The organism is Tardiphaga sp. (genome assembly GCF_044340795.1).
GTDB lineage: Bacteria > Pseudomonadota > Alphaproteobacteria > Rhizobiales > Xanthobacteraceae > Tardiphaga.
This window is the reverse complement of the sequence record NZ_JBIISY010000078.1, coordinates 1-25,913: the sequence shown is the minus strand read 5'-3', so window position 1 is coordinate 25,913 and position 25,913 is coordinate 1. Positions and strand designations below refer to the sequence as shown.

The following is a 25,913-nucleotide window of genomic DNA, read 5'->3' as shown; positions in this document are numbered from 1 at the left end:
GTGGCGCCTGGACCTATATTGTTACTTCGAACTCTTCGCGACCTTTCCAGCAAGTCATACGCTTAGCCTTGACCCTGATCAGGACCAGACCGGGGGTATCAACTCCCTGCTCGAACCATTTATCCAAATCCGGATTCCAATGCCGCTGAAATGCAGTCTTGTCCCGGATAAGATCCGCCAACCCTTCGACTGCAACATAAATGCCTTCAGAAAAGATTCCCGCTTCCGAAGAGAAGCCAAGACCGACCTTTGGGTCCTGCTCGATGTCGGATATTACTCGGGTCGTTTGGAGCGCGAAGTAATACGACGTGCCGTCATAGGCAACATCGCCGTTGTTGCTCATCGGGCGGTTGGCGATCTCGCCGCCTTCGGTGTGCGTCGAAAGGATCGCGATGTCGATCCCGGCCATGTCCTTCGCGATGTCCGCAAGCGTCTTCGTCATGTCGATCTCCTTATGAAGGACGAGCAACCGAGTCAGCGGAGTAACGTTCCGCGATCGATCGCCAGTCCGACTGTAACGATATAACCCGTGGTCTGGCTGATCCGCGACGACGCGGCGTATGGATGGAGGCCGGTGCGTGATACGCTTTGCAAGCAGCGCAATGCGCGGCTAGCCCAGCAGGAATCCAAAGAGAGTGGGTAGGCTCATGACGAGCAGAGCCATTGTGAGGACGCCCAGCACCACGCCGTCGCCCTCCTCTAAGCCTGCTGGCGGCCTTGGTCCGATCCATTCGAAGATGACGCGCCACATGTCTTAGCCTGGCGATAAGCCAGCCACCTTTTATATAACCAGCCGATCGCCCGTTGACGGCGGGCAGCTGCTTTAATGCTGCCCATCGCCATTGACATTTGAGCCTCAACTTGCGTCCCGCATAGCTTGAGCTTGCAGCACGTGCTCGCACATCGTGATTGCTCGATTTGAGAGGAGCAGACGGCTTCGTACACCTTGGCGGATCATGGTTTCGACAGACCGAGACAGGATATGACTGCAGAGCTCAGCGTGTTCGATTTTTCCTGCACGCTCCAAGTATTCCCAGGCAATCTGTATTGCCTCTTCCATGAGGATCGAGAGATTTACCGGATGCGAGGGCTCGTGTTGCATGGGGGAACAAGCGCCATGTTTAGTTTTCGTTCCTGCTCCGGAACGGTGGCAAAAATGGTGGCGGTATAGCTCTCCTGCATCAGCCAACCGTTCGCGATGCTGCTCCTGCACGCGCGGCAACTCGACGGCGACTACCAAGTCCCATCTTTACCGATCGTGACCGGTTGAACGCGGCGCTCTCGCGCTTTTCGTCAATCTCGGTCGGAGGTGGCTCGTGAAGCTTAGTCCGCGGCGCCGATCAACATCCCGGCTGCGGCAACGTTGCGCAGGTCCGGTAGGAACGTAGCGCAGCGTTCAGCATTCCTCGCTGGGACAACAACAAGAGGAAAACCGATGAAGAAGATTTTTGTACTGTCGGCTATCGCAATGCTTGGCGCAGCGCCCGCACTCGCTCAAAGCGGTGCAAACCCCAGCGCGCCGCAAATGAATTCGACAGGAAGCGGTGTGTATCAGCCAGGCGTCGATGAGCGCGGCACGGCGGTCGATCGCCCATCAGGTACGGTCGGCATGGCGCCAGCAGCCACGGGCTCTCAGCGCGGCGACAACGCAAGTTCGCTCAGTGGCTCTAACGCTGCCTCTGGCACCTATTCTGGCGCAAATGCGCCGACTAACACCGATGCCAGACGCACCTCCGGCGGCGGCGGTGGCGCTGGCGGTAACTAAGGCGATGGCCCCGGGAAACCGGGGCTTTTGCTTTCGACCCACACCATCATCAGGATCAAGCGATGTCTTCAGAGAAGGAAACACCTGTCGCCGAGCACGAGACGCCGGTAACGGATCGAACGCCTACCGCCGCGAAAGCTCTGTCGATCGGCCTGATCGTGTGGATCTTTGTCGGGGGGCTCGCAGTGCTGGGGGGGTTCTCGTTTTTACAAAGCCGTGGCTGAATGGCTCGGTCGTAGGAACTCGGCGTATGCGCGCGCATTCCTTCAAAAAGGTAAAGGAGGAAAACATGGGATTGGCTGCTTACGACGTGGTCGAGAATGGTTCGGATTGGAGCATCCGCCACGATGAGGCGTTGGAAGGTTCATACGACACAAAAGAGGCAGCGTTTGAAGCGGCCGTCGCGGCGGCATCTCTGGCAATCAGGCAGGGCCACGAGGTCCGCGTGACGGCGCCAGGCAACGAATCCGGTAACAGGACCGCTCTTGGCGGCGAAAGCAATTAGGTCAGCTATGGGACAGGAAATCTTCTACGGGCTCGGTGCCGTTGTTCTCTTGATCGCGCTGATCTATGGCGTCCTGCAATATCGCAACCGGGACCGAGCGGCTGTTCGGCGCGGTGATGAGGTGGTTGCAGACCGGTATCGCCGCGACGATACGTAGCGGAGCCCAGCGCGTCGCTGGTCCCATCGCAAACTTTGCGCTTCGGCCGCAACGGCTACACCGTCAGCGGCGGTCTTGAATATCTGTTCACCCGGAACTGGTCGGGCAAGATCGAGTACCAGTACTACGATTTCGGTACCACGACCTTCCTGACGTCGACCACCGCGATCGAGGCGCGTTCCGCAATAACGAACACACCATCAAGATGGGCCTGAAGTATCGCCTCAACTGGGGCGCTACCGCGTTCTGAGTAGTATGCTGTGAACGACGAAAGGCCGGCATAAGCCGGCCCTTTTCTTTTACATCGGCGTGTTGAGCCTGACTTGTCTATTTCGTCCCGCCACCTGCCGAGCTGGCAGATCCCTTGGTGGAGCTTGCTGGGCTGTTCTTGCCGCTCATCGAGTTGGCGCTATTCGTCCCGCCAGCCTTGCCACTTATCATTTTCGACGTCGATTTGCGTGGCTTGGCATCGGCCACACTCGCGGTCAGCCCAGCTGCGATCGTCGCGACGGCGAGAACCGAGAGAAATTTCTTCATTGTCGGCTTCCTTGTTGTGTTGGCGTTGAACAAGGTCTCGCCAGCAAAGTTCCACCGACCTCACAGAACGGCTTCGATCAGCCCCAGCTTCCGAGCTTCTTGAGCTTCGAGATACCAATTACTGGGCGCGTTGCTGATCACCTCGTCGATAGATATTTGCGACCCGCGCACGAGATTCTCGAATCCTTCGTTTTGGATGGCAATCGAGCACTCGATCTCATTCAGCGTAGCCTTGACGCTGGCCAGACAGGTGGTCGGCGGACCGTCGATGACGAGCGTTTCGACAATTTGCGTTCGTGTATCATCAGATCTGTGACAGCCAATCGGTCGGCGTTGTACGAAGTTCCTGAAACCAGGTTCCATTCTGTTTAACGCTCTTGTTACGCGAGCGGTCTGTCATCCTCGTTCGGCGGCTCGGCTTTCGGCGTGCAAATGTCGCCGTCGTCTTCAGTCTTCTGACCGATTTCTCCTTCTGAGCTCGGCTCAGGCTTCAAATCATCGACGATCAGAGACTGCGTTTTGCGTAAGATCACTTCGAAACCTCCCATTTCTGGTAGCGAAACGCCAAGAGACCGAATGACGTTCCTCGGTCCGCAATACGAGTTTCTAAGCTCCTAATTCTTTTGCCGACGATTCCCCATCGAGTGACCAACTCGCGGAACTTATCCGCCAAAGTTGCCTTGTCGCGTTTAAGGAGGCCATCATGCTCGCCAAACTCGTTGTAGCCCTCACCGCATCAATCATTGCTATGTCAGCGCCAGCTTGGTGTCAGAGTGGCGGCGGCTCTGGAGGTGGTGGCGGTTCCAGCGCCGGAGGAGCAGCCAGCGGTGGCTCGACAGGAAGCTCGGGGCCGGGCAATGCCGGGTCGTCAGATACCGCCCCCTCCAGGTCCGGAACGCGCGAAAATGGCTCCAATGACAAGAAGGCTGTGCCTTCGCCATCCGCCACGAGCACTTCGTCGAGTTCGCCGTCATACGGGCAGACATCGGCCGGCGCCGCGGCAACGAGGTCGATGAGCAGTACGAACACTGGCGTAATGACCAATCCAAACGCCGCGCCTCCATCATCGGATAATGGCAATGCAAGCGTAGCCCCGGCTGGACGGCTCGGAGACAAGACGCCAAGTAGAGACGCACGCTAATGAGCAACGTGTCCGCGGCGGTGAGCTAGATGGGTCAGCGGACGGCAGAAACGCAGAAATGGTTTCATCTAACCGCGCCGCTGGGATGGACCCGCATGCGCCTCAGCTCCACGCGGGGCGGTAGCGCCCGCCTCACCCAATTTGGTGAAGCTATTCGATCACATGCGCTCGCAACAATAGCATGGCTGTGCAATGGGTCTGGTAGCGGACAGACGCGACACAACGCACAAAGTAGACGAAAGTATAGATCATCCATAACAGTTATGAGAGTGCGACGTGTCGACGACGAGCCTTGTTCCGTGCCCATCTTGCAGCCAGCGGCGCGACCTCCTTGCAATCAAGCGCGATTCCGAAGGTAGGGGCGAAGTGCGTTCCTTCCGGTGTAGGGCGTGCGACGAGACCATGCGCTATCTGTTCCGAGGTCGGGGTGAGCCGATCGCTCTCGATCGAAAGTCGTGAGCGAAGCGGCCAGCCGGTTCAGGTTGGCCCTCATCTCTCGTGGTTCGGCCCGGTCAGGAATGTTGCCCATCCGCGCGGCCTCACTCGTGGCGGAGCGACAGCGACGCTGGGCGGCTGAAAGCGGAGATCTTCGATCGCCGGCCGCTCGCGCAGTACCGCATGCAAGCTGGCGTCGTCGCGAACCGCAATCAGCTTCCTTCTCGTAGGTTCTCGTTTCCGAACCTTTGCGTCAGCCCACAGAGCCTGATGCGGAGCTCGCAGTTTGACCTGCACCTTGCTGCTCGCTTCTGCAGGCAGATCAATCATCGAGCTTCTGCGGAAAACGCCATCGTGAAGACAATAGATCCGCGACGCGCTGAGGGGCGACGTTTAATCCGCAGGCTCATACGGTTGGTGAAAACAGCGAAGACGATGTCCGCTTTGCGCCTGGAGCACCATCCTGTTCTCCAATATGCGGAAAAGCGAACTCAGGAACTATCCGGGTTCGATGAGTTTCGCTCCAACAACCGGTTTTTGATAAAATGGCCGGCGGATCGCAGGGCCCGTCGCCCGTCTGCAAGTTCGGCATTCCATAGCGGCCATGCATGGATCATGTTTGGCCATATCTCCAAGGTAGTCTCAACGTCTGCGATCGCCGCGGCTTCCGCGAAACGCGTTGCGTCTGCCAGCAAAGTTTCAGCAGATCCGACCTGAACCAGCGTTGGAGGAAATCCGGCAAGATTTGAGAACAATGGAGACAAAAGCGGCTCCTTGCGGTCAATCGATGAAGGAGAATAAGCGTCGGCTAGCTCCTCAAGGTAGCTACGGTGGATGATTGGATCGATATGATCCTTGCTCTCCAAAGTCGTTCCGGACATGGACAGATCAGTCCAAGGGGATATCAGCCAAGCGCAATTTGGCAAATCTTCATTCGCCGAGCGCAGTGCGTTGATGAGAACAATGGTGAGATTCCCGCCCGCGCTGTCGCCACCAACGACGATATCGCTCGCCCCTATTCCTTGCTTGCGCAGATACCGCCAAGCCGTCATCGCATCTTCATGAGCGGCAGGAAACGGACACTCCGGCGCGAGCCGGTACCCAATCGCCAAAGTGCTTATGCCTGTGGCGCGTCCGGCCTCGGTAACAAGGCGGCGATGACTTGCGATCGAGCCGGAGCAGTAACCGCCGCCATGAAAATACAGGAGCACCCGCGTGACGTCCGCCCCGGGAGAGAGAGACCACTCCCCCGACACGCCACCACAGTCGACAGTTCGTAATTCCACGTCGTCCGCTACCGGCCAGATCGAGCCGACTTCATCAAGACGTTCCCTGCGCTGCGCCCATCCAACCGGTCGGGGCTTCGAGGACAGAAGTGCGCGAATGTTCGCAATCTCACTATCAGCCACTAACGACCTCCCCGAAAATAGACGAAGACGATGCGATACGATCATAGCTTGAAAGGATCACGAGTAGAAGATCCGGTAGAGCGCGCGAGGGATTTCCGGACGTCTGCCCTGCGCCAGGAGCAGCCCTCCACCCGCCTCTTTCGTCCGTCAGCTATTCATCTGACGAATCAAGAAGGCGCTTGTTGCGTGCCAGCGGCTTCATGAAACCAATGTATTTCCGAACGAAATCATTTCTCTGAGCGACGCAACCAGAATGAAACACGACCAAACTAAGACCTCGGTCGGATACGCAGCGGCTGTTCGATATTCACAGACCGTGCGAGACACGCCAACACAGCGCATCGTTAGTGAACGCGGCTACGTAGTTAAAACAGCAGCCTTTCGCGAATAGAACGAGCCTCGCGAAGATTGAACGCGCCGAATAGCCGAAAAGATGCCTTACACGACGTTTGACAGGATGCGGTGGCATGATTGTCCGGGCGACCCTCAGCGGGCTCTTCAGGAAGTATTTTCTGATCCTGTTTGTCGCGGTCTCTGCTCCCGTGGCGATCAGCGGGCTCATTGAGGCACGATTCAGCTATTGGGATCAGCGCGCGGAACTAGACCAACTACTCGGTGTGCAAGCGACCAGCGCCGCCTCCGAGATACATGACTTCATATTCGGAATTGCGGATCAGCTCGGTTGGCTGGTCCAAACGCCATGGACGGGCCAACCCGACGAAGGTCGAAAGACCGACTCGCTACGCTTGTTTCGTCAGGCACCTGCCGTTGTGAGCCTGACCATTCTGGACAACAACTTCAAGGAGCGTTTGCACGTCGCCCGTATAGGCCTCAATCGCATTGACAGCGAGATTGACCGCTCTGATGATCCATTGGTCAAGACGGCGCAATCCAATCGGATCGCGTTCGGCGCGATCAGCCTCAATCGAGGTTCGGAGCCGTACATGACGATTGCAGTGATCGGCAATCGTCCTGCCGTCGGCGGGGTCATTGCCGAGGTCAACCTCCAACTCATCTGGAACGTGATAGCCGCGATCAAGGTCGGAAGCGCCGGCCACGCATTCGTCCTGGATCGTGCAGGATGGCTGATCGCCCACCCCGACCTGAGTCTGGTGCTGCGTGGCGCGGAGGAAGCGACGTCCAGGCCCTTCCGGGCGCTTCGCGCGGAGATCGAGAGTGCGGGCCAGCGTCTGGCAACCGGTGTCGATCTGCGCGGCAACGCTGTCGCCGCCGTGGCGGCAGAAGTCGCCGGGCCACACTGGACGGTGGTCGTACAACAACCGCTCTCAGAGGCCTTTGCGCCGATCTATCGCGCGTTCTGGAGAACGATCGGTCTTCTGATGATCGGCACATTGTTCGCCGGTCTGCTCGCCTACGCACTTGCGCGAAAGATGACATCGCCGATCAGAACCCTCGAAGAGGGCACCAAGAGGATCGGGGCCGGCGATTTCGATCATCGCATTGCAATCCAGACCGGTGACGAATTCCAGCGTCTGGCGCACGCCTTCAATCAGATGTCATCGCAACTCGCCCTCGCGCAGCGGCATCAACAGCAGATCGAGCGATTGAAGCGCTTCTTCGCGCCACAGGTTGCCGACCTCATCAATAAGTCAAATGATGATAGCGTTCTGGATGGCCGGCGGACTGAGGTGGTAGTGATCTTTTGCGATCTTCGCGGCTTCACCGCGTTCTCGTCTGAGACCGCCCCTGAAGAGGTCATTCGGGTGCTGTCCGACTATTATGAAGCCGTCGGGCGTGTGATCGCGCAACATGAGGCAACGCTCATCAACTTCACGGGCGACGGGCTGATGGTGCTCGTCAATGCACCGGTTGCTGTTCGCGAACCGGAACTGAAGGCGCTCGACATCACGGTCGCGATGCAGAACACCGTGCAGCTTCTGATCGCCGACTGGCGGGCTTGCGGGTTCAACATCGGGTTCGGCGTCGGGCTGGCGAGTGGGTCGGCTACTGTCGGCCGCATCGGTTACCGGGACCGGTTCGATTACACGGCCATTGGCAGTGTCGTTAACCTGGCATCGCGGTTATGCGCCTCGGCGGCGGATGGAGAAATTCTGCTGAACGCCAAGGTAGCCGATTCGATCGGCTCCCGGCGCCCGATCACGGCGCGGGGCAATCGACGACTGAAGGGACTTGGAGACGCCGTCCCGGTATTCAGCGTCGCTTTCGCGGGCGGCAAGGCTGTCAATAGGAAAGCTGGCCAGCGAGACGAACACAATGAACTTAGCGCGTCCGGTGCGCCACATGGTGACTCATGACCCGGAAACTCGCCGCCTCGCCTACCTCTGCCCGACATGGCCTCGATGGCGCAAAAGGGCTCCTGCGCCGGAGAGACGTCCTGGGACTTCTGACATGTTCTGCACTCGTAGCGCGCTGGAAGCCCGCACATGCGTCCCCCGTTCCTGCGCTTGGATATCTCTGCGCTGAAACGCCGGAGTTGTTCACTAGTCGATTGGCCGCATTCAGGGCCGGGTTGCAGGAGGCTGGCTTCGTCGAAGGCGACAACGTTCGGATCGACTATGCGTGGGCGAATGGCCAGTACGATCAATTGCCGAGGCTTGCGGCCGACCTGGCAAGTCAGCAGGTCGATGCGATCGTTGCGTCGGGAGGCGCACAAGCAGCCCTTGCAGCCAAGGCAGCCACTACGACAAAGACGATCGTCTTCGAGATGGGTGGAGATCCCGTCCAACTCGGTGTCGTTGACAGCCTTTCCCGGCCTGGGGGAAATATCACAGGCATTTCGAGCCTCAGCGTCGATGTATCGCCCAAACGTCTCGAGTTGATGCATGACATGGATCGCGATGTCCGCACCCTGGCGGTTGCGGTGAATCCATCCAGCCCAACAGCCGCCTCGCAGTTACAGAGTATGACCGCAGCCGCCCACAAGCTCGGTATCAGGATTCATGTCGTTCAAGCCAAAACTGAGAGCGATTTCGATCCTCTTTTCGCTACCCTGATAGAGAACGCAATCAACGGTCTCGTGTTCACTTCGGATCCATATTTTGCGTTCAGGAGCCGTACCATCGCGCATCTCGCGCTCAAGTATCGCATGCCAACGATCACCCAATCGCGCGACTTCCCGATTGCGGGCGGCCTGATGAGCTACGGCGGCGACTTTACTCAATCGCACCGACGGGCCGGCATCTATGCGGGACGCGTTCTTAATGGTGAGCAGCCTCGCGATCTCCCCGTTCAACTGGTCACCAAAGTCGAGCTTGTGATCAATCTGAGGACTGCTGCCGAGCTCGGTCGCGTGTTTCCGCCATCGCTCGCCATCGGCGCCGATGATGTCGTCGAGTAACGGGACTGCCTCATCAGTGCTGCTGTCCTGACGCACCTGCCCAATCTCCGCTTTGCGCCACAAGCGGACATCCACCAGCTAGAGCCCGATCCGGTTGAAATTCCGGCGTTCTGTTTCGGTCAATTGCTGCTGCTGTCCTTCCGTCAATGCGCCGTTGCCGATCAATTGCAACGCGCTGTTCGCATTGTAGCTGGCACGCTCGTCGCTGCGACGCTTGTCGCGTTCGCGGCGCTCGTCATCCTCGCCATTGCTGCCGCCGCCATAGCCGAGCACTTCGACGATGATCACCGACGGCCGCTCATTGCCGCTGCCCTGGTTCGGCGTCGCCGTCTGCTGCGTCGCTGCCGCAGCGTTGGAGGTGGAGAGTGCTGTGCTGATGCTCGGCATCTGCACCGACGGGATGCCCCACGACATGCCCTGCACCGAGATATTTGCCGCGTTCAGCACCTGCAGCGCCGCGAGGTTAATATTGCCCGACACGCGGATGCCTGCCTCGCCTGCATCGATGGTGCCGAGCGGCGCGATCAGATCGATGTCGCCGGCCGGCACTTCGGGGATCGGATTGAGCGTCGCGATTCCGGCGCCGGTTGCCGGCACCTCCGGCGAGAGCGTGACACGGCCGTATCTGTCATAGACCCGCTTCGGCGGCGTGTAGAGCACCGCCGTCTTCGAGCCACGGCCCGCGTTGATGTCACCCGTCGCCGACCAGCCAAGGATGTTGCCGCCGAAGGTCGTCATGACGCGCGACTGGCCGAGCAGGATCGAGCCTTCAGCATAAAGCTGGATATTGCCCTGCCCCTGCGTGACCAGGCCAGTTTTCGCGCCCGCCGCGATGCCTTCGACGCCGATCACCTGCTGGCCGCCCGGCGTCATGATCTGGATGTCGCCGCCGAACAGTGTCCGGATGCCGGAGTCGAAATTCGTGACGTTATTGTACTGGTCCTTCTCCGTCCCGCTGAACATCACGAGGTCGCCGCGATAGCTGTTGCCCTCCGGGAACAGCGCCGCGATGGCCTGTCGGCCGCGCAGATAGGAACCGAAGCGGCTGCTCGTCGCGTCGTTGTATTCGCGACCGCCTGCGGTCAGTTCGGCGCAATAGACCTCGCGCAGGAAGATGCGCTGCTGCTCCGGCGCCAATGCGGCGAAGGTGCTGCGGGCCTCCGCATCGCTCGTGGCGGCAAAGCCGTAGCGATCCAGCAGCCACTTGCGCAACTCGCTCTCATAGGTCTTCGCCACCTTGCCAGTCTGATCCGCCAGCGGCGTGCCCGACACCGCGAGATTGGCGGGATCGAGATAGACTAACAGATTGTCGTAGCGTGCCCCCGCGGCGCCGGTCCCCGCGAGCAGCGAGATCGACGCACCCGGCTGGTCGTCGCCTTGTGCGATCGGTCCGAACGAGGTGATGAGGCCCTTATAGCCCTGATAGATGTCACCGCCGGCTGTGACCTCCAGCGTGCCGGGTCCGGCGATCTCCACATTCGTATAGTACATGTTGCGGCCGGCCGAGATGACCGATACGTCATTCGCGTCGGCATGCAGGATGAAGCTCGGCAGGACGACGTTATAGCCATTGACGTTGGTGGTGGTCAGGCCGAAGGCGACCATGTCGCGGCCGGCCATGACACGTGTTTTCTTGGCGCCGACATAGACGGTGCTGCCGTCGAAAAGCGGGCGTGCCTCGCCCAACGTCACATTGACCACGTCGCCGTTGACGGCATAGATTCGGATCGGCGTGTCGTCACCCCCATGCAAAGCTGGATCGACCTCGCTACCGCCGACATCGAAGCGGACGGGGTTGGACTTCGTGATCGTATTATAGGTCGCGGCGCCGTAGATCGACTTGCCGGCCAGAAGTTCAAGCCCGCCCTTCGGCGCGGCATCCACATGAACGACGATATCCGTACCTGAATTCGTCAGGGAGCCCTGGACATAGATGCTGCCATTGGCAGCGACCGCAGAGAAGCTGCTAGGCAGATGATGTTGACCGATACCGTTCGGGCCGTCGTAGGCGTAGCCGTCGTTCGGTCACCCGTCCCTGTTCGCATTGATCGGCACCAGATTGCCACCCGTAGAGAACAGCGATACCGCGGTGCGATCGCTCCAGCCGAGCTTGGCACTGGTGCCGGCTGAGCCGTATCCGCCGATGACCAGATCGCCGCGGCTCGCCACCGAGACCTGACCGTCACGCGGCATCAGCATCGGGCCGCCAGCCGCCGCACCGATAGCGGTAGCCGCCAGAGGATCGGCTTGGCGCGGATCGTTGTTCTCGGCCGTGCCGTGAATCAGCGGGATCACGCCGATGCTGCCGGCCTGCAGGGTGATGTCGCCGCGATCGGCGCTGAAGACACCGTTCATGTCGTCACTGGCGCTACCGACAGGACCGCCATATCCGATTGGATTGAGCGCGCCGCCGATGGTGATGCGCACATCGCCGCCGCCTTGAGCGCCGGCGACGATCCCTGTGCTGCTATAGCCCAGCGCGCCCGTCGTCCCGCTATGCGGCTTCATCAGACCCGCATCGCCGCCAGCGATTACGGTGACATTGCCGCCGTTGAGCGCGCCGAAACCGGTGAAATTCTTGCCGTTCTGGCCATACCATCGCGCGACCTGGCCGCTTGTGACGAAGCTGGCAGCCGCAACATACACGCCACCGGTGAGCTGGCCCTGTGCTTTGACGAAAACGTCTGATGACGCCGCATCGCCCTGGCCCAGCGTCGAGATGTTGAACGGCGAGAGCTGGTTCAGGTCGCCGCCGACGAGCACATCGAGGTCGGCAGCGCCTGTGCGCAACATGCTGGTCGCGGGCACATTGGCCGCCGTCCCGGTGCCACTGTTGAATACGAGATTGTCGAGCACGAGATTGCCGCCGCTCTTCAGCACCGTTGCAGCCGCCAAGGTCCGTAATGCCGCCGCATTGACGTCGGCGCCGGCGACGACGCGAAGCGCGGTCGCCGGGCCTGGCATGGCCTCAGCATAGGTCGGTGCGCTGGCCTTGACGAGATACTGAACGGCAGGCCACGATGCAGGTATCGCCAGTTCCAGCGGCAGTCCCAGAGCCGCGAATGTCGTACCGGCCGGAACTGTTTGTCCGGGCCGCCATGCAGTGCCGCTCTTGTCGGGGATGCTGCCATAGCCATTGACGTAGAAATCGGTGGTCGGAATGACCCAGTCGGACGCAAGAACGATTTCGTTCTTGTTGTCGTAATAGGACATTCTGACGCGAACAGACCCGACGAGTACGTTCTTGGTCTTCGTCGTGTTGAAATCGGTAGTGTTGTTGAGAATGGTCGGGATCGGCGTGATCGAATTCGGCCGCCCCGGTGCCGTCATGCGATAACCATCCGACAGGTTGGCCTTCACCGTTACATTGCCGCCGGCCCGCAAAGTGAGGCCCATGGCTTCGCCACCGTAGCGATATGCGCTCAGGTCGACATCGCCGCTGACAAGGAGACGTCCGTCATCGGTGGCGCTGGCGATCTCGACGCCCGGACGCAGATGGAACGCGCTGCCATAGGCCGTGAGCCCGGCCAGCCGCCCCTGCAGACCGGCATTCGAGAGTGCGCCGCTGACGAAAGCGAGGTTATCCTGATGGACGAGGTCCATCCACGCCTTGTTGATCACCTGCTCGTTCGGATTGGCCGAGGTCGACGCGTTCTTATAGGTCGTCATGCCATAGAGCGCGATCTCGCGGGCGCCGCGGATGACGAGGCCCTGCGCGGCTTCGATCGCAACATCGTTGCCCACCGCATTGGCCGGCGCACCGACCCCGGTGGCGCTGCTGCCGCTGCCGAGGCGCGGCGCATAGATGTTCATCGTGCCGCGCGCCACGCCGTCTGGCGACGACAGGTCGATGGTCGCGCCCGATGCCAGGCGCACCGTGCCCTGCGTGCTGCCGACTTCCACCGCCGCGCGGTTCTTCGCGCCGATGGCCACGCCGTTGCTGTCTACCTGCAGCACCGTGCCATGGGCATCGAGGACCGCCGTTGAGGCGAGCATCATGTCGCCGCGCGCGGCGAGCCGGATCGCACCGGCGCGCTCGCCGCTGGCATCGACCTTGCCGATCACCGTGAGGCTGCCGCCATCGACGGACACCGCGATGTCATGTGCCTTGAGTTCGTTGCCGATGACGAGATCGCCCTGCTTCAGCACGAAGCTGCGGCTTTCGGTGAAACCGGTCGCGTTCAGCGTCGCATTCAGCGCAGCGAAGTCAGCCGAGAGCGTCGACGCACTGCCGCCGATCAGTTGCGCGCGCAGATCGAACGACCCGCCCTGCACGCCACCGGCCTTCAGCGTGCCGTCCAGCGCGACCCGTCCCGCACCGGTGCCGGCGGCCGTCAGCGTGAGCGAGCCGGCATCGCTATTGGCCGCCGAGATATCGATGACCGATCCGGCCATCTGACGGATATTGCCGCGGGTGCTTTCCAGCAACACGTCGCCGCCCCAGGAATGCCGGGTGACGTCGAACATCTGGATCGCTTGGCCGGCCAGATCGAGCTTTGCGTTCGCACCAAGCACGAGATCGCCGGCGGCCGTGGCCGAGAAGCGGCCGCTCGGCAGATACACCGCCGTATCCAGCAACATGCTGCCGCCGGAGGCGATCGCGATATCGGCGCCGAGCGCCGTCGTCCGCGGCGCGTTGGAAGCCGATGCCGGCTGCGTCACGCTGACATTGCCGCCGGCGCGGATCGCCAGTACGGCACCGGGATCGCCGGTGAGCAGCGGCGTCACCAGATTGAGCACACCGCCCGTGCCCGCATAGGTCTTGCCGTTATAGGTGGCATCGGGGCTCGGGCCCGATGCGAACACCGCCAGCGTTCCGCGATTGTTGGCGACGATCGCCTCGCTGGCATTCAGGTTGACCGCGGCGAAGCCGAGCATCAACCGCTCGTAATTGACCTGCGAGAACGTCCGCTCATTGGAGCCGAAGCCGAGCACGATCCGCCGCGCATCGACCATGATGGTGCCGGCGCCATTTCCCGGACCGCCCGGAATGGTGGCGCCCGGCACCTTGCTCGGCGACGGCTGCGATGCGCCCGATGCCGTGGTCGCAAAGCCGTTCCAGATCAGCGTATCGGCCGAGATGCGAACCTGATCGCCCACCGCGCCGGCCCCGTAGATCGCCGGGCTGTTGAACTGGAATTGCTTGAGCCGCGAACGGCCGGTGGCGGGATCGATGGCGTCGAGGCTGACGGAGCCGAAGAAGTTGATCGAATTGCTGGCACCGAGCACCAGCGTTTCCACCGCCGGTGCGCCGCCTGCCCCGCCCCTCAGCAGCCGGTCGAACAGGTTCTGGTCGAAGGCCATGCCGTTCGGCAGCGTGCCGGCGGCCCGTGCCGCCGCCAGCGATGCGGCAGAGCCGATATTCAAGGTCGGCACCGTCATGTTCAGACTGCGCGTGCCGATCACGGGCGTGCCGTCCACGGCGAGATTCGCCGGCACCATGAAGCCCACCGATCCCTCGCTCAGCAGCATCGCGCCGTCACCGATGGTGACGCTGCCCTTCGCGCCTGTCGGGGCGGTAAAGGCGATATTGCCGTTCGACACGGCGACGATGGCCGCCATATTCGTATTGTTGATGGCTGCGCGCGACTGGCCGCCATAGGTCAGGCCGGTCGCGACGCTGTCGGGCGCCTGGATGCCCCAGCCCAGCGTGTCGATGCGTGCGCCAGACGCGATGGTGATGTCGTAGAGCGCCGACATCAGGATCTGCGAGCCGCGCAGCACCGCGCCGCTGTCGACGATAATGTTGTGCGTGCCCGGATCGATCTGCGTGAAATCGAAGCCGACCGTATTCTGGTCACGCCCGATCACGCCGCCGAGATTGAGATTGGGCGCCGCGATCGCCGCGATCGCGGCGTCGGACACCGGCGTCACCCTGGACGTGCGGATGACCGGCACGCCGGCTTTGATGATTTCGAGGGTCGATTGCGCGCCCGTGAGATAGACATTGCTCACGGCGCCGAGATTGAGCGTGCCGCCATAGCCGCCCTGGTCTGCCGCGAACAGCGCGCGGCCTTCGAAGATCAGCGCGTCGCGCGTGCATTGCTTCGTGCTGGTGACATTGCCGCCATCAAGCGTCATCAGGCTGATCGAGAGGAACTTGCCGTCCCGCTCCAGCATCGGTCGCACCGTGCCGAAGCGGCTCGCCTGAGCGAGCTGGAAGTCGGCATAGCTCTGTTCGTTGTATTGCGAGAAGGTCCGCGTCGCGCTTCCGGGCGTGAGCACGAGTGACGTGGGCAACGCATCGCGGATCGATGTATTGGCAATGCCGAGCGTTCCGCTCGCCAGATAGGATCCGTTGGCGAGTGTGATGGGCGCCGTCGTCGCCGAGACATGGCCGGGCGCAACCTCGATGCGGAACGCGCCGGACAGCAGCGCATAATTCGCCGGCATCAGCGTATAGGTGCCGGCCGCAAGGCCGGGCACGCCCGCCGGGATCGTCACCTGCTGGCCGATGCCGGGCGTATCGCCAGTCCAAGCCGTATTATAGCCGCCGGTGACTGGCGCCGTCACCGCTCCGGGCACGAGGGCGTAGACAGTATTGTTGGTACCAAACTTGCGATTGGCTGGATTGGCCTCGGCGAGCGACGCGACAAGCACGTCCACGGAGCCGCCGCGGCCCGACACGAAACCGGTGCCCGCCAACGTCCCGCCGCCGGACAGATCGATCACCGAGCCGGCCGCGCTCGTCACCTCGCCGGCATTGATCGTCACGCCCTGGCGCGTGCTGACGCCGCCGAAGGCGCCCGTCACCAGGTCGGGCGCCACCGCCGTGACACCATCGGCAGTGTAGTTCACGCCATCCGTCGTGCCGCCATAAGGCATCACGAGCCCCGCAGCGCTTACCGATGTGACGCTGCCCGACAACAGTTCGACGCGCGTGAAGTAGTTGTCCGTCGCCGACTTCGCGAGATGCATGCCGATCGTGATGGAGCCGAGCGGTGCGCGCAGCACGCCGCCCTGCTGGATCGTCGGCGCCGCCAGCGTCAGGCTGCCGAACACCGAATAGAGCGCGGCCGGCCGGCTGCCATCGACGGAGAGGATGCGCAGTTTGGCATTCATGTCGGCAATCTTCGTGCCGGTGCTGTCCATGCCTGCAAACAGTGTCGCGGTCGCGCCGCTGGCCGGATAAACCTGCTGCGCCACGAGCGTGAGATTGCCGGAGGTGCCGACCATCGTCACCCCGCCCGGCGTGGCGAGAACGCGGATGTCGCCGCGGCTGGTCAGTACGGTATTGGCATAGTTGAAACGGATGTCGCTTTGCAGGTCGATCAGGCCGGCAGAGATATCGAGGGTGCCGCCGAGTTTCGCAGGTGGCAGGATGTCCGCGAAGACTATCGTATCCTTCGGCACGGCGAGACCGATCAGTCCGACATAGGCGGATTGCAGCCGCACCAATGCGTCGGCGGTGGTGTTGGCGATACCGCCGTTCCAGACGCGCGCGACGGTGGGGCCGTTGAGGAAACCGCTATGGGTCAAAGTGAGGCTACGGCCCGTGGCGAGATCGACATTGCCGTCGAACGAGATGCCGCCGCGGGTCCAGAGCTGCACGCTGTCGATGCCGCCATCCATGATCTGGTCGGCGGTGATGTGGCCATGGCCGAGCTTCAGTGTGGGATCGGCGACGCCAGCACGCGCATCGGCGGCGAGATTGTTCGCGGCAGTGCTTTGCGCGATGGTGAGGATGCGCGCGGCGCGCATCGGCGCCGGCACATAGCTTGCGTCGTTCTCCAGGAACAGCGGCGACTCGAACACCACCGACAACGCCCCGCCCGAAGCCCCCGCCCCGCCCGCCTGCGCGCGCAGCGTGCCGTCGATGTAGAGGCTCGAGCGCGACGCCACGGTGATGCTGCCGCCATTGCTGGCCGTCATGATCGTGCGTTCACCGTTGAGATCCGACACGGTCAGTTCGCCCGCGGTGCCCGATGCATCGAGCACGGCGCCGGGCCGGATCACCACATGCGACAGCGCGGCATCACGCAGGATCGAGTCGCTGTTCGCCTTGCCGGTGCCACCGATGATGATGGTGCCGCCATCGGCGACGATGCCGTAGCTGCCGCCCTTCGCATCGCGCGCGACATGCGCCTGCCCCGATACGTCGAGCACCGCCGTTTCGCCGATCCATATCGAGCGTGCGCCCGGATCGTAACCGGTCTGCGGCAGCGGCGCATCCTTGGTCGGTAACGCCGCATTGCCGTCGCGGATCTCGATCCGGCCTCCATGCGCGGTGATGCGGCCATCGACGGTGATCTGCCCGCCGCTGACAAGCGTGACATTGCGGCCGGGATCGACCGTGATGGCAGCCCCCTTCGCAATGGTGATCGCGCTGTCTGCGCCGGTATAATGCGGGCCGGTGCCCGAGCGGAGGATCAGGTCGGCGCCAGCGCGCTGGGTCGTGCTGCCCTTTCGGGCATTGTCGAGATAGAGCGGCGACAGCGACGTTGTCGCGGCCTTTGCGACGTCGCCACCGCTGGCCAGGTCGAACAATGCGGCCGAGACCTGATAGGTCGGCATGGTGACCTTGATCGCCGAACTGGCGGCGACGGTCAGGGACTTCTGGCCATTGATCGCATAGCTGGAAAAGCCCTGGCCGAAGAAGTCCGTCGCCAGTCGCAAAGTCTGCGCCTGCGTCTGCGATGCGTCGCCGATCACCACGGCGCCGCCGCTATCGAGCGTCAACGCGCCGCCTTTGCCGAAACCGGTCGAGACGAGCTTGCCGGCGAGCGTCAACTGCCCGGTTCGCGATGTATTCGCGTTGCTGGCGATCAGCGCAATATCGCCGCCATCGCCGCCGCTGACTTCGCGCGTGCGGTCGATCATGCCGCCGGCCGACGCATCGATCCGCGAGCCGGCCGCCAGCGTCACATCGCCCGATGTGCGGATGGTAACATCACCGCCATCAATTAAAGCGACGAGCGAGCGATCGGCCGCAGGGTCGATCAGGCCGTTGGTCCAGACGCCGCGTGTGTCGATGACGGCGCCATCCCGCAGCGTCATTCGCGAACTGCCCTTCGCATCGAGCAGCGGCGCGCGGCCCAGCACTTCATTGCCGATGGTGACGCGGCCGCTCCGTGCCGTGAGATCGGCACCGATGGTGACATTGGCGGCCTGCAGGTCGATCACGCCGCCGGCTGAAACGCCCAGCGCGCGATCGACGACGATGTCCTTCGTCGTCCATGCCGAGATGCCGCCAAGACCAAAGCCCGTGAGCAGGTCCGAGCTCAGCCAGATGGTGCCGGTGCGATCCGCCGGGGCCGGCGTGTCGGTGAACCTGACCTCGCTTGCGAGCGCCGTCCATCGCGGCGTGCTGCTGCTGCCATCATAGGTCTGCAGCGCGAGCGTGCCGTTCTGCGCGACGACGCCCTGCGCCAGCTTGTAGCCGTCGGACACTTCGGTCGAGCGTTTGGTGGTCTGCCGCTCGCCATTGACCGTGTCGGCGATGATGGTGGCGGCGAAGATGCTGGTCGGCGCCGCCAGGTTCAGGCGGCCGGCGTCGCGGCCGACGGAATAGCCCTGCTCCCAGCGCTTCGACGTGCGGCCGCGATCGAACACCGTGGTCCACACTTCGGTCAGCCGTTGGTCGGTCTGGCCCTGGACATTGTGCGTGCGCGCAAAGCTGCCGGCCAAGCCGACGAACTTCATGTCGCCGGGTGCATTGTCCACGCTGTAGCGACGACCGTCGATGCCGATCAGATTGGTCGAGTAAATCCAGCCCGCCGCCACGTCGAGCGAGCCGCCGGAGATATCGAAGCGGGCGCCTTCATGCGCCGTGAGCTTCGGCGCCTGCAGCGTGATGCTGCCGGCCACAGCGGCCCACTCGCCGATCCGGTGCGACAGGGTGTTGAGATGGCCGCCGACCTCGAGCAGACCGCCCGGGGTATAGTAGCGCTCGGACGCATAGCCGCCGGTGCCGGCCGCGACGAAAGTGAGGTAACGCGCATCGATCCAGACATCGTTGCTGGTCAGCGCGCGGGAGTCGCGGTTCTGCGGGGAGTCGCGCAGTTCATTGCCCTGCACATTGACCCTGATATTGTTGCTGTCCATGGCCAGCGCGACATTGCGTACGCCGGACACGTCAATCAGCGCACCATCCGCAACATCGATGGTCTTGGCAGCCGACACCGCGATCTGCCCGCCCTGCGCCGCGGTATAGGAACCGCCGGCAAAGGTGACCTTGCCGCCCGTGACGATCTCGATGCGCGACTGGTCCTGCCGGTCGGAGAGCAGCGACAGATTGGCGAATGTGCCCGTAGCAGCGGCGGCGCGGATCTGATCGGCGAGCCTGGATGCCTCGATCAGCGCGTTACGATTGCTGTCGAACGCCTCCTCTTTGCTGTCCAGTTCGGGCAGCACTGCCGTGACACTGCCGGCCGCGAGGGTGATGTTGCCTTCCGTGTCGGACGCACGGTTGAGCAGATGGATGGTGCCGCGCGTATTGACTGAGGTGGTGGCGATCAGCGCGCCGCCGACCGACAGGTCGCGGCCCGCCAGCGTGATGTCGCCCTGTTGCGCGAATACGATGCCGGTGTTGACAACACCGCCGCTACGGCTGCCGGCATTGATGACGGGCGATACTTCATTGCCGCGGGTGGTCGATGCCGTATTGCCGGTGGTGCTGAAGCCCGGGCGCAGAACGAAGGCATCGCCGGCCGCGAACAGCGCTTGCCCCTTCGGCGTCGAAATCATGCCGTCATTGACGACGGACTGGCCGAGCAGCATCACGAAGCCGCCGCCGGAGGTCACGCTGGTGGGCGTCTTTGTCGTGATCTGCGCGCCCGCCTCGACGCGGATCGCGCCGAGCGCATCGATGAAGCTCGGCGTCCAGTTCGCGGCGGATCCGGTCGAATAGATTCCCTTGTCGCGGAATTGCTCCGACGAGATCTTTGCTGTCGAGGCAATGAACGAGCCCACATTCACCTGGCTGTTGCCGCCAAAGATGATGCCGCTCTGATTGATGACATAGACGGAGCCGTCGGCCTTGATATTGCCGAGGATCTGGCTTGGACCGGTACTTGCGTCGACGCGATTGAGCGCGACCCAGTCGGCCTTGCCCTGCTGGTCGAAGGTCAGCGTGGTCCGCGCGCCGACATTGAAGCTCTTCCAGTCGAGGATGGCCTGCTGGGTGACCTGCCGCACATTGACCTGGGTCTGGCCATTGCCATCGACGCCCTGCGTTGGCGCGTCGGCACCGGTCCAGCCCGCCATGTCGGGAAGCAAGCCGCCAGCACCGAGACCGTTGGGGACGCCGACCGGTGCGGTGCGCGACACCTGCGCCGCTGCCGCCGCTGCACGCGCTGCAGCCTGCACCGCCTGCATGTCCTGCACCGCGCGCGCCGCTCGCGCCAGTGAGCTTTGCGTCTGCCGCGCCGCTGCAGCCGCCTGCTGTGCCGCCAGTGCGGCTGCTTCCGACGCGATGTTCGGCGCCGCCGTGGCACTGGCGCTGCCGCCCTGCAGCCCGCGCGCCTGCGCCGATGCCGGCATCACGCTGAGCGCCACCGTGCTCACCGTTGCCCACAGGATCCGGCGCCTCACGGTGGCGCGGGACGGTGCGTAATGGGCAGCGGGCTTACGGACGGACATGGGCATTTCTCGCGACAGAGATCGGGACCTGCGCAGCGCGGCGGCCGCGGCAGGGTGACTCAGTTCGGAGACGACGGCTGGGAGCCTCACGTGAACAAGAATCTTTATGAAATATTTGTGTCGCCGGAACCGGCGGTCAGCCGAGCAGAACGATGCCACCCGGCAGTGCGCGGGTCTTGATGTTGAAGGCCTGCTCGATCCAGACCAGCACTTCCTCGATGCGCTGGATGCGGAAGCGGCCATTGACCGGGCTTGATCCGAGCTCATCGCTCATCAGCACCACCTTGCCCGGCCGGTAGCGATTGATCTCGGCGACCACATCGGCCAGCGGTGTGAGGCGGAAAACGAGCATGCCGTCCTGCCAGGCGGTGCTGACATTGAGATCGGCGGCGCTCGCCGACTGCAGGCCGCGGGCGTCGTAACGAAGCTGCTTTCCACTGGTGAGCACCGCGGCATCGCCGGCATGGTCGACCCGTACTTCGCCATCGACGCAGGTGACGCAGACCGACGCCCCGACATTGCGCACCTCGAAGCGGCCGGTCGTCGCGGTGCTGCGGCCATCGCCGGCGATCACGGCAAGGGATCGCCGTGCGCCGGCCGGCATGGCGAACGCAGCTTCGCCGGCAATCAGCTTCAGCTCGTCCGCAGCCTTGTCGGCGATGGTCAGGCTGGTCTGCGTGTTGAGGCGCACCGACACGTCGCCCGCCAGCGTGATCCGGCGCTGCTCGCCGGTGCCTGTCCGGTAGTCAGCCGCCAGTTCGGAGAGCGAGGGCCACAGGCCGAAGGGCGGCTTCGCGACCACATAGCCGGCCGCACAGGCTGCCGCGGCGGCACTGCCGCCGAGCAAGGCGCGGCGATTTAGCATCGGCCGCGGCGGCGTCCAGGGCGGCAGCTGGCCGGTGTCGCGCAGGGTCGCGCCGGCCTGTCCGTAATCCTTCCAGCGCCGGCGCGCATGGGCGAAGGCCTGTTCATGCGCCGGGCTGGTCCGTCGCCACACCCGTAAAGCGTCCGCATCGGCGGTGCTGGCTTCGCCAGAGACGAGCAGCGCCACCCATCGATGCGCCTCGCGCGCCAGGTGCTCGTCATCGTCGATTGGGCGCGGCATCGTCATTCGTCATCATGGGCGGGGAAGCGAATGCCAGGTGCATCCGCATCGGTCTCCTGTACCGAAGACGTTTCCCGGGCCGGTAGTGTGCAATAAAAATTACGCTTGAGGCGCCCTGCACAATAATTTTGTGCGTCGAGCAGTTCACGCTGGACCAGTCGCACCGAAATCCTGAAGCGTTTGGCGATCTCGGCGCGTGGCATGTCCTCGAGCCGGGCCGCGAGCAGGATGGCGCGCTGGCGCGGCGGCAGCTCCAGCAGGATCGCCTCCAGCGCCCGCAATTCGGAGCGCCCTTCGGCCACATCCACCTGGCTCGGAGCCTCGTCCGCGATATCCAGCAGCGCATCGACCTCATTCGAGGTCAGCCGCCGCGCTTCCGCCCGGCGGCGATCGCGCGCGATATTGATGGCGACGGTGAAGAGATAGGAGTCCGCATGGCGCACGGCAGCGACGCCATCGCTGGCTTCGAGCCGCAGCCACGTATCCTGCAGGGCATCGCTTGCAAGCTCCGCGGAGCCGAGCCGCCGCGTCAGGCGCAGTTTCAGGTCGTCATAGCGCAGCAGAAACCGGCGCCGCAATTCGGAGAGATTGCCGGTCATGGCCCTGCCCGGCTCATGACCGCGGCATCCGCCGTCCGGCACTCCTGCTGGAATGCCGAGGAGCGCGGCGACAGCACCAGGGTGACCGGCTGCGCAAAACCCGCGGGCGGCGGCGCGCCGATGGAGATGCGTTGCAGCAGCTGCCCCACCGAGGCGTCGCGCCCCTTATCGCCGGTCGAATCCAGCAGGGTCGCGCGAGCGACACGGCCGCCGGCATCGATCCAGAAACTCGCGGCCAGTCTGTCAGTCCCACGCATGCCGCCTTCGTCCCTGCAGAGCGTTTGCAGGAGCCGAGCCTGTATCAGACCGTAATATCGCGCAGCAAGAGGTTCCGGCGTCGTGCTCACAGGCAGCGCGGCCTGCGGCGCGGGCACCAGCACGAACGCATCTTCCGCCATGTAGCGCGGCACCAACCCACTATCTTGCAACAAAAGGACGAGGGCGTGCTCAACGTCGTACGTCCCTTGGACTGCTGCGGATCTGCGTCCAATCGCCAGATTTCCGTTATAGATCACTTGCCGTTTGGCTACGACGCTGTAGGCCTCGAGCGCCGAGGCGAGCGGCTGAGATTCGATCTCGAACGTGGCCATTCCTGAGCTGGCTTCGCGTTCCTTGATCTCCGTGGCCCAAGCATTTGGGACGAGGGCCAAAGAATTGACGTCGGTCAATGCCTTAGCCAGCAAGGCCCCCACAAAGACCAGCCCTCTTATGCAATCAGCAAGCCGCATCAACGAGCATTCTGGTGCACGAAGGGCCATCATGACCGCTTCATGGCTCAGCTTCGTAACAAGAATATGTCAGCGCCTTTCTAGATGTCTCTCCATTTCGACCTGTTGCCGTACGTCCGCTTTGCGCCAAGAGGCGCATCACTTGGTGATGCGCCTCAATGACACTTAAAGATCTAGCTGCTCTGACATGGCCAATGCATCGTCTACCTCGATTCCAAGATAGCGCACGGTGCTTTCAAGCTTCGTATGCCCGAGGAGCAGTTGAACCGCACGAAGATTTCCCGTCTTCTTATATATCTGGGGACACTTTCGTTCGGCGCAGCGAATGTGTTCCATAGCGTCTTCGGTCCAGCCCAAAGCTGACTACCCATCGATCGACGATCTGCCCATATTGCCGCGTAGACAGATGCGGCTTGGCTGACTTTCGGCTAGGAAAGAGAAAGTCTGTTGGAAGCAATTTTCGAAATGAAATCCACTTATCGAAGCTGTCCTTCGTCTGCTCCGAAATTTCAAACTGGACCGGACGTCCCGTCTTCTTTTGAATAACCGTCGCTCGACTGCGCAACATCCCTGAGATCGTCAGATCCCGTACTTTCAAGCACGTCAGATCACACGCCCGAAGCTTGCTGTCGATTGCTAGGTTAAAGAGGGCGAGCTCTCGCAAGTTTGAGGCGAGTTCCAATCTCGTTCTTATCCCCCAGACTTCTCTCGGTTTGAGGGGCAGTTTTTGGCCAATAATTTGTCCCTTATTCTAGGCGGACATAGAGCTGGCTCCAATTCACCCGTCCCACCGCGTCGCTCCCAGCGAGCTAGGGAAGAATAGAGCCTCCGCCTGAATGACGGCTTAGCGCCAATAACTGACGTTCATATGGATCTCAACTCGTTCGAAGCGCTACAAATCGGAAGGCTCGATTGAATTGGCATGCATTCGAATCCTCAGGAGTGCGCCGCCAACGATCTCGCTTTTTTCTCTTACGTCCCACTCCTTAACGCGCATCGAGATTTTTATTAGTAGGATCAAGATAGCGTCCTCCCAACAAATGGGAGATCGTCTTGTCTGATTTTCAATTGGCCATACGGACGTTTGGAGGGATGTTTGCCCGAAGCGCTGTATTGGCTGTAATTGTGGTCGGTATAGAGGTCTGGGCGCCAATCGGCCTCGCGAGCTCATCAAGACTTTTTCGGCAATCATGCTCTCGTGTGTCACCGGAATAAGTGGATTGTTTGCGGGTCAAAATTGAGAGCCGGAAACACAAGCAGCGGGATTGAGAGGGTCGCGGAAGTGATGGGAGCCCGTCTTGAAAGACAGGCCCCGGATGCGGTCAAAGCTGCCTTCCCATTCCTCGGGCGGCGCGTCCATCAGCTTAGAGGATTCGACGCTCATTCCGGACGCAAGCGCGCGAGCCCTGCGCATTTGCGAAGGACTCCCTTATGAACGAGATGAGAACGGGTGCCAAGATTCGCGCGATAAGGATCGAAACCCTTCCGGTCAAAGGACCGAAACGGCGGAAAATTCACGCCGCAAGGACTCAGTCATTGCACGAGTTCTTCGGGTTTTGTTGTACGAGCGTTGTACGATCGTCGTACAACGGTAAAAAAACGCCAACGAACGCAGATCTCTTTTCAAAAACAATCATTAAGAGGATGGAGCGGGTAGAGGGAATCGAACCCTCGTATTCAGCTTGGAAGGCTGCTGCTCTACCATTGAGCTATACCCGCATGCCGCGTCAGGTAACACGTTGCGCCGGGGGTCTCAACCTCTGTGCGGATAAAGTCCCCAAGCGTGCCACCCTGTCATGGCCGGGCCTAACCGGTCATTTTCTTCCGCGCACCATCAAAGATGGGTCCGCAGGCTTACGCCGCGCCAAATGGGCTTCAGCCGCAACCGGGTCAAGTCAGCGGATGACGCGCGAGCAGAACCCGGCGCGCTTCAGCGACAATGTTCCTATTTTATTCTTGACGCAATCCCGCAAAGGATTATGTTCCGCATCGTCTGGCCCCGGTGAGAGGGGCGAGCGCGATCGTCACGTTCGCGGGGCCGGTTGCGGTGGACGCCAAGGTTGGGGCGTTGCGCGGTGCCTGGAAGAGGCTCGCCTGCGGGCGGGACGGATCGGTGCCAGACCTGCCACTGGCGCGGAGATGTCTCACCTTCGGAACAGCCGATCCCGGAAACGCGTGACGGACGACCCTCTCGGCGGCGTCCGGGATCATGCTGCTGCGTCCCCCGGCCCTTCGCCTTGGGCCAAACAACGGGGATCTGACCGCTCCCCTGGGCAGGCAGCAGCCCCCGAACACCGCGTGCGGAACGCCGGGCTCGCTCGGCACTCCGGAAAGTCCTGATGCATATCCTTGCGGAGTACCGCATCGGCATCAGGCACCCACAGGTGCTCGGGCACCCGGCGTTCCGCGCGCCCTCTTCACGGAGAGGGCGGAAGGAATGCGCACAACTCGGGCGCGTCAGCGTCGCGAGAACGGGATCGCGTGTTTGCAGGAATGGACGGGGCTGTTTGACAGGTTGATCGGCAATGACGCGCCACTGCGCATGGATTCCCTCCCCCTTGCGGGGAGGGTCCCGCCGATAGGCGGGGGGTGGGGGTGCCCCACGTGACGTAGAGCTTGCGGAAGCACCCCAC

Annotated in this window: 17 protein-coding genes, 1 tRNA gene and 1 pseudogene; 7 read left to right on the top strand and 12 right to left on the bottom strand. The window is 62.3% G+C overall.

All coding sequences use genetic code 11. From position 1 onward, the window contains the following. Nucleotides 1–13: 13 nt before the first annotated feature. Complete coding sequence (locus tag ACIQ17_RS14735; RefSeq protein WP_398469794.1) at nt 14–442, bottom strand: pyridoxamine 5'-phosphate oxidase family protein; 429 nt, start codon at nt 440–442, stop codon at nt 14–16. Between the two features lie 993 nt (nt 443–1,435). Here ACIQ17_RS14735 and ACIQ17_RS14730 point away from each other — a divergent pair. The 5 genes from ACIQ17_RS14730 to ACIQ17_RS14710 all read left to right on the top strand — a co-directional run bounded on the left by ACIQ17_RS14730 (nt 1,436) and on the right by ACIQ17_RS14710 (nt 2,642). Further along, a complete protein-coding gene (locus ACIQ17_RS14730) occupies nt 1,436–1,765 on the top strand; it encodes a hypothetical protein (RefSeq protein ID WP_398469793.1) in 330 nt (109 codons plus the stop codon). A 62-nt stretch (nt 1,766–1,827) separates the two neighbouring features. Beyond that, on the top strand, nt 1,828–1,989 hold the full coding sequence (locus ACIQ17_RS14725) for a hypothetical protein (protein ID WP_398469792.1): 162 nt from the start codon (nt 1,828–1,830) through the stop codon (nt 1,987–1,989). 65 nt (nt 1,990–2,054) lie between these two features. Next, nucleotides 2,055–2,270 (top strand): hypothetical protein, encoded by a 216-nt coding sequence (locus tag ACIQ17_RS14720; protein ID WP_398469796.1) that lies wholly within the window; start codon nt 2,055–2,057, stop codon nt 2,268–2,270. Between the two features lie 7 nt (nt 2,271–2,277). Then, complete coding sequence (locus tag ACIQ17_RS14715) at nt 2,278–2,427, top strand: hypothetical protein (protein ID WP_398469791.1); 150 nt, start codon at nt 2,278–2,280, stop codon at nt 2,425–2,427. A gap of 35 nt (nt 2,428–2,462) precedes the next feature. Beyond that, nucleotides 2,463–2,642, top strand: coding sequence for an outer membrane protein (locus ACIQ17_RS14710; protein WP_398469790.1), 180 nt, complete (start codon nt 2,463–2,465; stop codon nt 2,640–2,642). 112 nt (nt 2,643–2,754) lie between these two features. Here the strand turns inward: ACIQ17_RS14710 and ACIQ17_RS14705 are convergent, their stop codons facing one another. The 4 genes from ACIQ17_RS14705 to ACIQ17_RS14690 form a co-directional block, all read right to left on the bottom strand. Next, entirely contained in the window at nt 2,755–2,964 is a 210-nt protein-coding gene (locus tag ACIQ17_RS14705) for a hypothetical protein (protein ID WP_398469789.1), read from the bottom strand. Nucleotides 2,965–3,024: 60 nt separating this feature from the next. After that, nucleotides 3,025–3,327: a hypothetical protein gene (locus ACIQ17_RS14700; protein ID WP_398469788.1), complete on the bottom strand. Its 303-nt coding sequence runs from the start codon at nt 3,325–3,327 to the stop codon at nt 3,025–3,027. A 405-nt stretch (nt 3,328–3,732) separates the two neighbouring features. Next, entirely contained in the window at nt 3,733–4,008 is a 276-nt protein-coding gene (locus ACIQ17_RS14695; RefSeq protein ID WP_398469787.1) for a hypothetical protein, read from the bottom strand. A 1,023-nt stretch (nt 4,009–5,031) separates the two neighbouring features. After that, nucleotides 5,032–5,949: an alpha/beta hydrolase gene (locus tag ACIQ17_RS14690; RefSeq protein WP_398469786.1), complete on the bottom strand. Its 918-nt coding sequence runs from the start codon at nt 5,947–5,949 to the stop codon at nt 5,032–5,034. Nucleotides 5,950–6,416: 467 nt separating this feature from the next. Here ACIQ17_RS14690 and ACIQ17_RS14685 point away from each other — a divergent pair, with 467 nt between their 5' ends. Further along, nucleotides 6,417–8,225, top strand: a complete 1,809-nt coding sequence (locus ACIQ17_RS14685; protein ID WP_398469785.1) for an adenylate/guanylate cyclase domain-containing protein — start codon at nt 6,417–6,419, stop codon at nt 8,223–8,225. A gap of 62 nt (nt 8,226–8,287) precedes the next feature. Beyond that, a complete protein-coding gene (locus ACIQ17_RS14680; protein WP_398469795.1) occupies nt 8,288–9,268 on the top strand; it encodes an ABC transporter substrate-binding protein in 981 nt (326 codons plus the stop codon). 78 nt (nt 9,269–9,346) lie between these two features. Here ACIQ17_RS14680 and ACIQ17_RS14675 read toward each other — a convergent pair whose 3' ends face one another. The 7 genes and pseudogenes from ACIQ17_RS14675 to ACIQ17_RS14645 form a co-directional block, all read right to left on the bottom strand. Continuing rightward, nucleotides 9,347–11,152, bottom strand: a complete 1,806-nt coding sequence (locus ACIQ17_RS14675; protein WP_398469784.1) for a filamentous hemagglutinin family protein — start codon at nt 11,150–11,152, stop codon at nt 9,347–9,349. Nucleotides 11,153–11,293: 141 nt separating this feature from the next. Next, nucleotides 11,294–20,848 carry a filamentous hemagglutinin N-terminal domain-containing protein gene (locus tag ACIQ17_RS14670; RefSeq protein WP_398469783.1) on the bottom strand — a complete coding sequence of 3,185 codons (9,555 nt, stop codon included), beginning with the start codon at nt 20,846–20,848 and terminating at the stop codon, nt 11,294–11,296. 136 nt (nt 20,849–20,984) lie between these two features. Further along, entirely contained in the window at nt 20,985–21,953 is a 969-nt protein-coding gene (locus ACIQ17_RS14665) for a FecR family protein (protein WP_398469782.1), read from the bottom strand. Between the two features lie 2 nt (nt 21,954–21,955). After that, nucleotides 21,956–22,552: an RNA polymerase sigma factor gene (locus tag ACIQ17_RS14660; RefSeq protein WP_398469781.1), complete on the bottom strand. Its 597-nt coding sequence runs from the start codon at nt 22,550–22,552 to the stop codon at nt 21,956–21,958. Continuing rightward, the gene (locus tag ACIQ17_RS14655) at nt 22,549–23,313 is read right to left on the bottom strand and encodes a hypothetical protein (RefSeq protein WP_398469780.1); all 765 of its coding nucleotides are present in this window, start codon (nt 23,311–23,313) and stop codon (nt 22,549–22,551) included. Before ACIQ17_RS14655 ends, ACIQ17_RS14660 begins: the two co-directional genes overlap by 4 nt. Nucleotides 23,314–23,445: 132 nt before the next feature. Next, nucleotides 23,446–24,019: pseudogene (locus ACIQ17_RS14650) on the bottom strand (tyrosine-type recombinase/integrase). A gap of 906 nt (nt 24,020–24,925) precedes the next feature. Continuing rightward, nucleotides 24,926–24,999 (bottom strand) — tRNA-Gly (locus ACIQ17_RS14645). Nucleotides 25,000–25,913: the final 914 nt, after the last annotated feature.